Origin of the sequence: Halomonas sp. 72, assembly GCF_052379785.1 — a bacterium.
GTDB lineage: Bacteria > Pseudomonadota > Gammaproteobacteria > Pseudomonadales > Halomonadaceae > Vreelandella > Vreelandella citrativorans.
In genome coordinates this window covers 1-13,317 of sequence record NZ_JBQSYY010000021.1, presented here as the reverse complement: position 1 = coordinate 13,317, position 13,317 = coordinate 1, and the positions used below count along the sequence as shown (strand labels likewise).

Below are 13,317 nucleotides of genomic sequence, written 5' to 3'. Positions count from 1 at the left end.
TGCCGTGCTTGATGGTGGCTAATTAATTCAGGGAGTCCTATGGAACTTAACCCACGACGGGTTGCTTTGTTGGTTGCTGCCAACACAGCGCTTGCCCCTTTTGCGATTGACGCCTATTTGCCTGCGATTGGTGTGTTAGCGGAATCTGTTAATGCCAGCATTCATCACGCGGAGCTTTCGATTAGTGTGTTCCTGTTTGGTTTTGCCATTGGTCAACTTGTCTTTGGACCGCTATCTGACCGGATAGGACGCAAGCCGGTACTCATGGGTGGTTTAGTCGTATTTATGCTGGCAAGCCTGATGATTACCACGGCTGATAGCCTCAACTCGCTTTTGTTTTGGCGATTTATCCAGGCGCTGGGTGGCGGAGCCTGCGTGGTTAACTCTGCCGCCATTGTACGCGACTGCTTTAGCGGCCGAGAGGCTGCCAAAGTGATGTCGACCATGGCCATGATCATGATGTTGGCTCCCCTGGTGGCACCGGCGGTGGGGAGTATGCTGCTGCATGTGGCAGGCTGGTGGCTGATTTTTGTTTTTCTTGCGGCATATGCCGGTTTTTTGCTTTGGCTGCTGGGGACGCGGTTACCCGAAACCCGTGATATGACACTGCCTGCAGCGTCGCCTCGTCAGGTGCTCGGCAATTATGTAAGCGTGCTGCGGCATAAAGAAGGCATGGGGTATATCTGTGCAGTGGCCGCCTCTTTTGCCGGTCTTTTCGCCTTTGTAACAGCATCGCCCTTTGTCTATCTTGATTATTTTGGTCTCTCTCCGGGGATGTATCCGCTGATTTTCGGGGTTAACGTCGTTGTTATTGCGCTCTCCAACCGCGTTAATATTTATATGCTGCGTCAACGCACACCCCAACAAAACCTGCGCTTGGGGTTAATGATCCAGATGATCGCGGGCTTGGGCTTGGTGATCGTTACAGCGCTGGATATGGTCACTCTATATACCGTTGTGCCTCTGGTGATGGTATTTACTGGCATGATTGGCTTGATCACTCCGAATGCCATCTCGTCACTGCTGGATCACTTTGGGCATATCAGTGCGACCGCAACGGCGTTGCTGGGTGGCATCCAGTTTAGCTGTGGCGCGCTTGCCGGGGTGTTGGTCGGGGCGTTTGAAGTCGCCCACCTGTGGCCCATGGTATTGACCATGCTGGGGGCGTCATTACTTGGAAATATTGGTGTGCGGATGCTAACCGCCAATTCAGAACAGAGTCGCTAGTCGTTTTACCCTGTCGTAGTGTTCTCCTTTGCTATACGACGTTTTGCGTATTTAACGATTTAGAGATTGTCATATTTCTGCAATGATACGTGTGCAAACTCTCTTTTGTGAAAGGCCAGAAGGCCAACTCTTCCGGTAAGCATCAGCTGGCCGGATATCAAACCAGAGGGGAACACGACGTGAAAAAGCATACGCTAAGTGTTGCAGTAGTAGCCGGTCTAGCGGTAGGTGTTTCAAGCGCTGCCATGGCTCGCGACACAATCCAAATTGCGGGCTCTTCTACTGTACTGCCGTTTGCAGGTATCGTGGCTGAAGAGTTTGGCAATACGTATTCTCAGTTTAATACGCCGGTAGTTGGTTCTGGTGGTTCAAGTGGCGGCCTTCGTCAGTTCTGCCAGGGCGTTGGTGAAAACACCATCGATATCGCTAACGCTTCTCGCTCAATTCGGAGCGGTGAGGTTGAGAGCTGTGCCGAAAACGGTGTTAACGAAATTATTGAAATCCAATTCGGCTACGACGGCATTGTATTTGCCTCGCGCCTTGATCGTGGCGAGTTTGCACTAACGCCTGAGCATGTTTTCAAAGCAGCTGCTGCTCAACTGCCGCAAAACGGCGAATTGGTTGATAACCCCTACACCCGCTGGTCTGAAATCGACAGCAACCTGCCTGACCAGGAAATCGTACTGGTTATCCCGGCTTCCAACCACGGTACACGTGAAGTCTTTGAAGAGAAAGTCGTTCACCCGGGTTGTGACACTGTTGCTGAAGTAGAAGGCGATGCTTGCATCAACCTGCGTGGCGATGGCCGTATCGTTGAAATTGCCGGCGATTACACCGAAACCCTAGCACGCCTGGATGCTCAGGAAGATGCAGTAGGTGTCTTCGGTCTTAGCTTCTACGATCAAAACCGTGACCGCTTGCAAGTGGCGACCGTTGATGGTGTAACACCTAGCCTGGAAACGATTGGCTCTGGTGAGTATCCGGTTTCTCGTCCGCTGTTCTTCTACGTGAAAGGCGAGCACATTGACGTGATTCCTGGCCTGGCGGAATACACGGAGTTCTTCCTGAACGAAATGACCTCTGGCTATGGCAGCCCGCTGGAAGACGCTGGTCTGATCCCGATGGATGAGAGCGAGCGTAGCCAAGTGCTTGAGCAGTTCGAATCCCGTACGGTCGTAAGCGTCGACTAAGTGCGGCACTGCTTCAGATTCGGTGTACCTTATTAAGTTTGTTTTTGCGCCAGCATCATGCAGTTGATGCTGGCGCTTAAACGTAGCAAGTCAAAGGCGGAAAGATAATGAGCAACTTTGCCTTGATAGCCACGCTGTTGGTGTTGATGGCCTTGGCATACCATTTAGGCTTGACGCGCAGCCGTGCGGTTGCGGCAACTCAAGATGTACGAATGCATTCGCGGCCGGGCTATTACGGTACGCTTGTGGCGCTTTGGTGCGGCTTGCCTGCACTCGCTATATTTTTGTTATGGTCATTTTTAGCCCCTCAGTTAATCGATATGCTGGTTATTCAGCAGTTGCCTACTGACATGGTTGCCAGTATGAGCGACCGTGAAATGCAAACGTTTCTGGATCGTGTAACTGCCTTGGCAAACGAACGTGGCGTAGCGGGTGGTGGTAGTCCTGAAGAGTGGGCCGCTGCGGCACATATGGCAAGGCTTCAGACGTTTGAAAATTTTAGCCTGGTGGCATTAGTCGCCGTGCTATCTGTGGCGGGCCTGGTCATTGCACGGCGGCGTATCACGCCCCAGTGGCGCGCCCGTAACCAGGTTGAACGGGTTATTATGTTTGCGCTAGCCGCAAGCTCGGCTGTCGCTATATTTACAACGATTGGCATTGTGCTCTCCATGCTGGGCGAGGCAATGAAGTTCTTTAGTTTTATTAGTCCCGTCGACTTCTTCTTTGGCACTACCTGGAACCCTCGATTTAGCACCTCTGGTACCTCTGACCAAGGGGAGTTTGGTTTATTACCCCTCCTCTGGGGCACCATAATGGTCAGTGGCATTGCACTGTTGGTAGCGATTCCTGTTGGGTTAATGACCGCAATCTACATGGCAGAGTACGCGCCGCCCTGGTTGCGCAATGTGGCCAAGCCGGTGATTGAGATTTTGGCGGGTATCCCGACCATTGTTTATGGCTTTTTCGCGCTGATGGTTGTGGGCCCCTTTCTCTCCGCTTTTGGTGATCTGATTGGCATTAATATTCGCACAACCAGCGCGATAACAGCGGGCCTGGTCATGGGGATCATGATCATTCCTTTTGTCTCTTCGCTGTCTGACGACATTATTACCCAAGTGCCTAAGTCGTTGAGGGATGGTGCATTAGGTTTGGGCGCCACCAAGTCTGAAACGATTCGACAGGTGGTATTGCCCGCCGCGCTTCCCGGCATTGTGGGTGCTTTTTTGCTGGCAGCTAGCCGCGCGATTGGGGAAACCATGATTGTGGTATTGGCCGCTGGTAATAACCCTGTACTGCATGCCAACCCTTTCGAGGCGGTATCGACTATTACCGTAACGATTGTTAACCAATTGACCGGGGATATGGATTTTGCAAGCCCCCAGTCACTGGTTGCGTTTGCCCTCGGTCTTACCCTGTTTGTGATCACCTTAGGCCTAAACGTCATCGCACTGGTTGTCGTGCGTAAATATCGCCAGCAATACGAGTAAGTGACTATGTCCATAACGATTGAGCAGCGCCGGCAACACCGGCTGATGACGATAGAAAAGTCGCTGGCGAAACGGCATCGTAAAGAAAACAGCTTTCGGCGGATGGGACTTGTCGCTGTTATTACCGGTATGGTGCTGGTCGCCATCCTGTTTATCAGCATACTAATGCGTGGTGTGCCGGCATTTTGGCAGGCCACCATGTACATGGATGTGTATTTCGACCCCGAGATTATCCAGCTTGAGCCTAAGCCTGAACGCGCTAGTGGCGAGAGCCAGTTTGAGTTTGAAGAGCGTTTTTTACAGTGGGAAACACAAGCAGGGCTGGCCAATTGGCAATCCTTAATTGATAACGCACTGGAAGAGGCGTTGGGGGTAGAGGTAGAGGGGCCGCAGTTACGTGATCTGCGTGCGCTTGTCACCTCTGGCGAGCGCTACGCGTTGCGTGATCGGTTTATTGAAGATCCTTCGCTGTTGGGGCAAACCGTCGAACTCAAGATGCTGGCGAGTGCGAACGTGGATGTCTGGATCAAAGGCAATATTGATCGTGATTTGCCGGATGCACGCCAACAGCTAAGTGCTCAAACGCGCGCCTGGGCTGACCAGCTTGAAGCGTCTGGCGTCATTCGTAACGCGTTTAGTACCTCGTTATTTTTAAATACTGACTCACGCAGCTCTTTGGCATCAGCGGGCCTGGCCGGTGCCTTTATGGGTTCGCTGTTTATGATGATCATCGTCATCGCGCTGTCTGTGCCGTTAGGGGTATCAAGCGCTATTTATCTGGAAGAGTTTGCGCCCAAGAATCGCTTAACCGATCTAATTGAAATCAATATCAATAACCTGGCAGCGGTTCCTTCCATTGTGTTTGGTTTGCTGGGCGCATCTATCTTTATTGGCTATTTAAGACTGCCTATTTCAGCGCCGCTGGTAGGGGGGCTGGTGCTTACGTTGATGACGTTACCGACCATTATTATCGCTACGCGGGCATCGTTACGCTCCATTCCGCCCTCTATTCGTCAAGCGGCGTTGGGGATCGGGGCATCGCGAGTGCAGACGGTATTTCACCACGTATTGCCCTTGGCGCTTCCCGGTATTTTGACAGGCTCTATTTTGGGTGTTGCTCAAGCATTGGGGGAAACAGCGCCCTTGCTTCTGATCGGTATGAACGCGTTTGTCGCGAGTGTGCCAGCAACACCGTTGGATCAATCAACCGCGCTGCCAGTACAGATTTATCTATGGCAAGGCAATGAGCTGCGTAATTTCTTCGAAGCACGCACGTCTGCGGCCATCATTGTATTGCTGGGACTAATGTTAAGCTTGAATGCATTGGCGATTTGGTTGCGTAAAAAATTCGAGACGAGGTGGTAAGTGAATACTTCAACAGAGCCGATGACAACAACTCCCATGGTTAGCGTCGGGGGCGGTGAAAGCCGCACCAGCAAGGCGAAAGACAAGGTCAAAATGAGTGCCGAAGCCGTTAAGGTGTTTTACGGTGACTCTCAGGCAATTAACGGTATTGACCTGGATATCTACGAAAACGAAGTGCTGGCCTTTATTGGGCCTTCCGGTTGCGGTAAATCGACATTTTTACGCTGCTTAAACCGCATGAACGACACCATCGATATTTGTCGTGTTGAAGGCAAGATTACATTAGATCAAAACGATATTTATGCGGCTAACCGCGATGTAGTATTGCTGCGCGCTCAGGTGGGGATTGTGTTCCAAAAGCCGAACCCCTTCCCGAAATCCATCTACGAAAATATTGCATATGGGCCGCGCTTGCACGGCTTGGCTCGGCGTAAGGCCGAGCTTGACGATATTGTAGAAAGCAGCCTGCGCCGCGCAGGGCTTTGGGAAGAGGTAAAAGACCGTCTTGATCAGCCAGGTACCGGGTTGTCAGGTGGTCAGCAGCAGCGTTTGTGTATTGCACGGACGGTCGCGGTAAGTCCGGATGTCATTTTGATGGATGAGCCGTGCTCTGCACTTGACCCGATTGCCACGGCCAAAGTGGAGCAGCTGATTGATGAGTTAAGTGAGAGCTATACCATCGTTATGGTGACTCACAATATGCAGCAGGCCGCTCGAGTGGCAGACCGCACTGCGTTCTTCCATATGGGCGACCTGGTCGAAGTGGATAGCACTGATCAGATATTCACTAACCCTCAGGATCAGCGTACTCACGACTACATTACCGGACGGTTTGGATAAGCAACAACTTCCTGGCGTGAGTGATAGGAAAGCGCGGGGCTAACGCTGCAAAGCGTTGGCCCCGCGTCGTTTATGTCAGTCGATAAGCTCAACAGCAACCGCTGTGGCCTCGCCGCCACCAATACACAGGCTGGCAATGCCACGTTTGCCGCCTTGAGTACGTAGGGCATGAATAAGCGTGGCAATGATGCGTGAACCGGTAGAGCCAACAGGATGCCCTTGGGCGCAGGCGCCACCAAAAATATTGACCTTGCTGTGAGGTAAGCCAAGATCGTCCATTGCCATTAGCGTCACCACGGCAAAGGCTTCGTTAATCTCAAATAAATCGACGTCGCCGACGCTCCAGCCAAGCTTTTTCATCAGGCTTTCTATGGCGCCTACCGGGGCAATCGTAAACTCGCTGGGGTGGCGAGCGTGGGTTGCATGCCCCAGCATTCTGGCTAATGGCTTCACGCCGTGGCGTTCGGCTGCTTCTGCGCTTGCCACAATAAGCGCTGAAGCGCCATCGGAGATAGAGCTGGCGTTTGCTGCAGTGATGGTGCCGTCTTTAGAAAAGGCTGGTCGCATGTGGCGAATTTTGTCGAGTTTGGCTTGAAACGGTTGTTCATCATGTTCAATAAGCGTGTCGCCTTGGCGCGTAGATACGGTGACGGGCGCCATTTCAGCATCCAGTTGCCCACCGTTGGAAGCAGCGATAGCGCGCTCGAGCGAGGCAATGGCAAAATCATCCAAACGCTCCCGCGTGTAGCCTCGCCGTGAAGCGATATCCTGAGCGAAAACGCCCATTAATGTGCCCGTTTCAGCATCCTCAAGACCATCCAGAAACATGTGGTCTTTGAGCTCGCCGTGGCCTAACCGATAACCGCCGCGGGCTTTGGTCAGCACGTAGGGGGCGTTGGACATGGACTCCATACCCCCCGCCAGTAGAATTTGCCCGCTACCCGCTTTAATTACGTCGTGGGCGAGCATGGCGGCCTTCATGCCCGAACCACATAGCTTGTTAATCGTCATTGCGCCGCACGCATCGGGTATGCCGGCCTGACGCATGGCTTGGCGAGCAGGGCCTTGTTTGACACCCCCCGGAAGCACGCAGCCCATAATGCCTTCATCAATGGCATCGGGCTCAATGCCCGCGCGTTGAACCGCTGCACGAATAGCAACCGCGCCCAGTTCAGGGGCGCTCATGCTCGATAAGCTGCCCATCATGCCTCCCATGGGGGTGCGTGCAGCGGATAGAAATACGATATCGGTTGCAGTATTCATTAGCTAACTCCTTAGGATTTATTGTGATTATTCTGCTGGGCGATAAGCGATGCGTTGACCCGTTGGCGGGGCTGTGGTTTTCTCGTGGATAACCAAGCAAGCGCTAGTGTGAGTGAAATGAATGTAATAAATGCATCTGTGCGCCGCAAGGAATTGACGCGTTTAGCGGCTCAGCTCTTTGTCCAGGAGGGCTTTGATCGTACCACTGTACGTATGCTGGCGCAGGAAATGGGGATCAAGTCCGGCAGCCTGTTTCATCACTTCAAGGATAAACAGGAAATCCTTGCTGCGGTAATCGAGGAAGGAGTGCAGAATGCGCTAATGATTGCTCGTCAATCGATTGAACGCTGCTCGTCTGACCCTGAAGAGCGGCTGCGCGCGATGGCACGTGCTCATCTGGAAACGCTGTTTACCGACCGCAATGCTCATGTGGTGGCCCTGTTTGAATGGCGGCGCCTGGACCCTGCCGCTAGCGCACACTTAAGCCATTTGCGCGATGCGTATGAGGCCTTGTGGGTGCAGGTTATAGACGATGCACTGGAAGCGAAGCTTATCCGTGGGGATCGCTTTCTGGTTTCGCGATTTATATTGGGCGCTTTGAACTGGACCGTGCGCTGGTATGACCCCGGTGGCCCACGTACGCCAGATGACCTTGCGGATGAGTTGGTGGCGATGATCATGGCGCGCTAAGCGCTATTTTTTTAAGCAACCAGCCAGATGCCCTCAATGCTTTTTTCTAGCAGGAGTAAATAGGCACTTGCTGCCAGCGACTCGTCTGTGTATTTCCTCGACCAACGTATAACCCTTTAACGCGGTAGATAGCTTGCGCTTCCTGCGGATTGCTTTTAGCGTTGAGGTTATCTATTGGGTTACGTTAACGTAAACCGAAAGAAATACGCGCATGACTTAAAACGTTACCCCGCCTGTTGCAAGACTGCTCATTACCAACAACATAAGAGAGCCATCATGACAGCGACACCACTCCCCGATTATTCGGGTTATCTTGAGCATTTCTCAATCGACCAGATGGTTGCCCGTCTGGATGATCATCAGGACGGCCAGCTCAATGCTTTTGAAGCGTGCTGCGGACGCCATGTGCGAGCGGGGCGCGGAGAAGTGCTGGCGCTGATTCATGAGGATACCCAAGGGGTAACACACACCCTGACGTATGCCGAGCTGGACGAACAGAGTGGCAAACTGGCGGGTTGGTTGGTGGCGCAAGGCCTAAAAGAGGGAGACCGCATTGCCTGTATGCTGCCTCGGTCAGAGGCATTACTGATAGCTGTGCTGGCTACCTGGCGGATAGGTGGTGTGTATCAGCCGCTATTTACAGCCTTTGGGCCTGATGCAGTGGATTACCGTTTAGGCCGGGCAGATACCAAGCTGGTGATCACCGATCACGCCAACCGCGATAAATTTGACGGCTTGAGTCAGTGCCCGTCAATACTGACGGTGGGAGGGGCGAGCCGCGAACATCCAAATGATCTGGATTGGCAGGCTGCCTTGGCGCATGCGTCGATGACGACCCAGCCGCCTCGTCTTGATCCTGCCCAGCCTTTTTTGCAAATGTTCACCTCGGGTACCGTGGGCAAGCCCAAGGGTGTGGCCGTGCCGCTTTCGGCAATGACCGCCTTTGCGCTGTATATGGAACTTGCCGTTGACCTGCGTGATGATGACTGCTTCTGGAATATGGCGGACCCTGGGTGGGCGTATGGCCTTTACTACGCCATTACCGGACCGCTGCTGTTAGGTGTGACCACGCATTTCTGCGAAGCCGGGTTTAGTGCCGAAGGGGCGCTTGACTTTATGAAACGTCACCGGATCACCAATTTTGCGGCAGCCCCCACGGCCTATCGTTTAATGAAGGCGTCAGGGTTGTTCGATGATGCCTATCAAACGTTATCGCTGCGCGCTGCGAGCTCGGCAGGCGAGCCGTTAAATACTGAAGTGGTCAACTGGGTCGAAAAATCGCTTGGCTGTTCAGTGATGGACCACTACGGGCAAACCGAAACGGGCATGACCTGCAACAATCATCACACCCTTGATCACCCCAAGCATGTAGGTGGCATGGGCGTACCTTTGCCGGGCTATCGGCTGGCCATTCTGGATGCAGAGTATAATGAGTTGCCAGCGGGAGAGCCGGGCGTACTGGCCGTGGATATTGAACATTCACCGGCGCATTTTTTCCAAGGGTATACGTGCCAAGAGAAAAACCCCTTTGTGAAAGGCTATTATCTGACCGGCGATGTAGTGATCTGTAATGAGGATGGTTCGTTCCAGTTTGCAGGCCGTGATGATGACATCATTACCACCGCTGGCTACCGGGTAGGACCTACCGATGTGGAGAATAGTGTCATGATGCATCCTGCCGTGGCGGAATCTGCGGCGGTCGGGCAGCCTGATGAAATTCGCGGCGAGGTGATCAAGTCCTATATTGTGCTTCGCGAAGGGTACGAGCCAAGCAATGAGCTGGCTGAGGCGATTCGCCAGCAGGTGCGTGAACGTCTATCTGCCCATGCGTTCCCTCGGGTCATTGAATTCGTCGAGGAGTTGCCTAAAACGCCTAGCGGCAAGATCCAACGCTTCAAGCTACGTGCGCAAGCGGTTGAACAAGCCGGCCATAACAATTAATCAATCCAGGGAGAGCCATTATGCAGGTAAAGGAGAGCACGTTTTTAATTACCGGGGCGGCGTCTGGGTTGGGCGCAGCAACGGCTGAGCGGTTAGTGGCCGCTGGCGCCAAGGTGGTGCTGTGTGATGTAAAAGACAGTATTCGCTGTCATGCTGCCCAACTAGGAGAGCGCGCAAAAGCCTGTATGGCCGATATTACCTCTTCAGAACAGATGCAGCAGGCGTTCGAGGTCGCTGCCAAATTGAGCGAAGAAAAAGGGCTCGCGGGTGTTATTCACTGTGCTGGCGTGATTAGCGTGGCCAAGCTAGTGGATCGGGAGGGCAATCCGGCTGACCTGGATGCCTATGCCAAAACAATCCATATCAATCTGGTAGGCACCTTCAACGTCATGCGCTTGGCAGCGGCGGCCATGGCAAAAAACACGCCCAATCAGGATGGCGAGCGTGGCGTGATTATTAACACGGCATCTATAGCCGCCTTCGATGGCCAAGTGGGGCAGTGCGCTTACAGCGCCTCTAAAGCAGGCGTAGTGGGGATGAGTTTGCCTGCCGCTAGAGAGCTTTCTCGGCATGCTATTCGTGTCATGGCGATTGCGCCGGGCGTGTTTGAAACGCCGATGATGGGCGACATACCTGATGAAGCCGCCCAAGCGCTTGCCGCCTCTGTTCCTTTTCCCAAGCGGTTAGGCAGGGCAGAGGAGTTTGCCCAGCTAGCCGAGCATATTATTGTTAATTCCATGCTTAATGGTGAGGTGATTCGGTTGGACGGTGGTATTCGGATGCAGTGAAAGCGCATCCGTTGCTTAGACATCAACTCGCCAGCAATTCGGCTGGCGAGTTTTTTTGCGTTTAGCCGATCAATTCTCAATGCTTCGACCAAAGGACTAGCGTTAATGTGGCTTTAATTCAAACGCTCGCTTGACTCGCTTTGCGGTGCGCGCTAGCTTTCAAACATGTGTTTGAAAGCTGTTTTTTTGAAATCCAGCGCTGCTTTCAACTCCCCGTTTAGGAGAAGTGCTATGCCAAGTTATCAGGCCCCTCTGCGTGATATGCGTTTCGTCATGGACGAAATGCTTGATTACCCTGCTCACTACGCTGCATTGCCAGAAGGTGATGACGCTTCACCCGACGTAGTGGCCGCCATTCTGGAAGAGGGCGCGCGCTTTTCTCGTGATGTTCTCCTGCCAATTAATCAAAGCGGCGATGAAGAGGGTTGTGTGCTAGAGGGCGGTGAGGTGAAAGCGCCTCAAGGCTTCAAGGAGGCGTACCAGCAGTACGTAGAAGGCGGCTGGCCAAGTCTGGCGGCTGATCCCGAGCACGGTGGGCAAGGGTTGCCGCCTTCGCTTGCTATGGTGCTTTCGGAAATGATCTGCGCGACCAATTTAGCCTGGGGTATGTATCCAGGGCTTTCTCATGGTGCCGCTGACGCGCTGCGCCATCATGGCACCGACGAGCAGAAAGCGACGTATCTTACCAAGCTGGTGGAAGGCGTTTGGACGGGCACCATGTGCTTAACAGAGCCTCACTGTGGTACCGATCTTGGGTTAATCAAGACTCGCGCCGTGCCAGCCGCTGGGGAGGCTTATACCATTACCGGCACCAAGATATTTATCTCCGCTGGTGAGCATGATCTGGCCGAAAATATTGTCCATCTGGTGCTCGCCAAACTGCCTGATGCGCCAGAAGGGTCAAAAGGTATTTCACTCTTTGTCGTGCCTAAGTTTTTACCTGATGCGGATGGCAATCCCGGTGAGCGCAATGGGGTAACCTGCGGCTCCCTGGAACATAAAATGGGCATTCATGGTAACGCGACGTGCGTTATGAACTTTGATGGTGCCACTGGTTATCTGGTTGGGCCGCCTAATAAAGGCCTGGCGTGCATGTTTACCATGATGAATGCTGCGCGCCTTGGCGTGGGTATCCAAGGGCTTGGCCTCATTGAAGCCAGTTTTCAAAATTCGTTGAGTTACGCCCGTGACCGCCTACAGATGCGTGGTTTGTCAGGCAAGCAGGCGCCCGAAAAACCTGCCGACCCGATTATTGTTCATCCGGATGTGCGCCGGATGCTGCTAACGCAAAAAGCGTTTGCCGAAGGTGGGCGCATGCTGGTGCTTTACGCCGCCCAGTTGCTGGACACCGTTGAGCTTGGTCAGCCTGGTGAAGAAAAAGAGCGTGCTGAAACCTTGCTGGGATTGCTTACGCCGATCGTTAAAGCGTTTTTAACGGAAGTTGGTTTTGAGAGTACTAATGAAGGCGTACAAATTTTTGGTGGTCACGGCTTTATTAAAGAGTGGGGAATGGAGCAGTTAGTGCGTGATGCACGTATTACGCGGCTCTATGAAGGTACTACCGGCATTCAGGCGCTCGACCTGCTGGGGCGAAAAGTGCTGATGAGCCAAGGGGAGTCGCTCAAGGTCTTTACCAAAGAGATTCATAAATTCTGTAAAGCCGAGGCTGATAACCCTGCGCTTAAAGAGTTTGTTACGCCGCTGTCTAAGCTCAACGCAGAGTGGGGTGAGCTGACGATGGGGGTTGGCATGAAAGCGATGCAGGATCGTGAGGAAGTTGGGGCGGCAAGTGTCGACTACCTGATGTATTCCGGCTATGTCGCGCTTGCTTATCTGTTTGCGCGAGCGGCTAAACAAGCATCTGTTGCGCTTGAAGGTGATGATAAGGCGTTTTATGCCGCCAAGCTTAATACTGCGCGATTCTACTATCAGCGGCTACTGCCGCGTACGAAAGCGCATGCGCAGATGATCCAGGCCGGTGCTGGCAGCTTAATGGCTATCTCCAGCGAAGATTTTGGTCTGGGCTTTGAGATCTAACATGTAGTGTGTGCAGGCACGCTTTGGCTATTCGCCAAACGTTTTTATCAGTACTGTGTTCGGTGGTTTGCGGCAGTCTCTTGTTATGGAGCATATCCATCAAGCAGACCTGCCGCTTTTTTATAGGGCGCTGGATCTTTGTAAAGATAGTGCTTGCCAAACGCCCGGCGAATCCGTAAAGTACGCATCCGCTGCCGGGGACGCCCAGCGTTACCAGCGGTGAAGAAGGTGAAAACCTTCGGTTTGTCAGGAGGTTAGCGAGGTTTAAGTCGCTTGCTTCACCCGCTGAAAACAGCGGTTGACAAACATCAGGAAATGCGTAGAATACGCCTTCCTCGCTGATGCAAGCGGCTCCGGTCATCGAGTCGAGTGTTGGTAGCCTCAAGTGAAACAGCTCTTTAACAATTTGATCAGGTAATTCATGTGGGCGTTTGCCGATGAGGGTGACAAGTCACCAAATATCAAGGCAAGCGCACAAGAAGAATTTTC

At 53.0% G+C, this 13,317-nt stretch carries 10 protein-coding genes; 9 read left to right on the top strand and 1 reads right to left on the bottom strand.

The features are described from left to right. The first annotated feature begins 39 nt into the window (after nt 1–39). The 5 genes from ACT3T6_RS15350 (at nt 40) to pstB (ending at nt 6,109) form a co-directional block, all read left to right on the top strand. The gene (locus ACT3T6_RS15350; RefSeq protein ID WP_172117053.1) at nt 40–1,227 is read left to right on the top strand and encodes a multidrug effflux MFS transporter; all 1,188 of its coding nucleotides are present in this window, start codon (nt 40–42) and stop codon (nt 1,225–1,227) included. A gap of 179 nt (nt 1,228–1,406) precedes the next feature. Beyond that, entirely contained in the window at nt 1,407–2,417 is a 1,011-nt protein-coding gene (locus ACT3T6_RS15345) for a substrate-binding domain-containing protein (protein ID WP_172117052.1), read from the top strand. A gap of 107 nt (nt 2,418–2,524) precedes the next feature. After that, nucleotides 2,525–3,904, top strand: coding sequence for a phosphate ABC transporter permease subunit PstC (gene pstC / locus ACT3T6_RS15340; protein WP_172117051.1), 1,380 nt, complete (start codon nt 2,525–2,527; stop codon nt 3,902–3,904). Between the two features lie 6 nt (nt 3,905–3,910). Next, complete coding sequence (gene pstA, locus ACT3T6_RS15335) at nt 3,911–5,269, top strand: phosphate ABC transporter permease PstA (protein WP_193054902.1); 1,359 nt, start codon at nt 3,911–3,913, stop codon at nt 5,267–5,269. A gap of 36 nt (nt 5,270–5,305) precedes the next feature. After that, nucleotides 5,306–6,109 carry a phosphate ABC transporter ATP-binding protein PstB gene (gene pstB / locus ACT3T6_RS15330; RefSeq protein WP_172117307.1) on the top strand — a complete coding sequence of 268 codons (804 nt, stop codon included), beginning with the start codon at nt 5,306–5,308 and terminating at the stop codon, nt 6,107–6,109. A 75-nt stretch (nt 6,110–6,184) separates the two neighbouring features. On the opposite strand, the gene ACT3T6_RS15325 is transcribed toward pstB, so the two are convergent. After that, on the bottom strand, nt 6,185–7,372 hold the full coding sequence (locus tag ACT3T6_RS15325) for an acetyl-CoA C-acyltransferase (RefSeq protein ID WP_193054903.1): 1,188 nt from the start codon (nt 7,370–7,372) through the stop codon (nt 6,185–6,187). Between the two features lie 117 nt (nt 7,373–7,489). On the opposite strand from ACT3T6_RS15325, the gene ACT3T6_RS15320 reads away from it, so the two are divergent. The 4 genes from ACT3T6_RS15320 to ACT3T6_RS15305 all read left to right on the top strand — a co-directional run bounded on the left by ACT3T6_RS15320 (nt 7,490) and on the right by ACT3T6_RS15305 (nt 12,828). Beyond that, nucleotides 7,490–8,062, top strand: coding sequence for a TetR/AcrR family transcriptional regulator (locus ACT3T6_RS15320; protein WP_193054904.1), 573 nt, complete (start codon nt 7,490–7,492; stop codon nt 8,060–8,062). 276 nt (nt 8,063–8,338) lie between these two features. Next, nucleotides 8,339–10,003 carry an AMP-binding protein gene (locus tag ACT3T6_RS15315; RefSeq protein ID WP_193054905.1) on the top strand — a complete coding sequence of 555 codons (1,665 nt, stop codon included), beginning with the start codon at nt 8,339–8,341 and terminating at the stop codon, nt 10,001–10,003. Nucleotides 10,004–10,023: 20 nt separating this feature from the next. After that, nucleotides 10,024–10,791 (top strand): SDR family NAD(P)-dependent oxidoreductase, encoded by a 768-nt coding sequence (locus ACT3T6_RS15310; RefSeq protein WP_193054906.1) that lies wholly within the window; start codon nt 10,024–10,026, stop codon nt 10,789–10,791. A 231-nt stretch (nt 10,792–11,022) separates the two neighbouring features. After that, the gene (locus ACT3T6_RS15305) at nt 11,023–12,828 is read left to right on the top strand and encodes an acyl-CoA dehydrogenase C-terminal domain-containing protein (protein ID WP_193054907.1); all 1,806 of its coding nucleotides are present in this window, start codon (nt 11,023–11,025) and stop codon (nt 12,826–12,828) included. Nucleotides 12,829–13,317 lie beyond the last annotated feature (489 nt).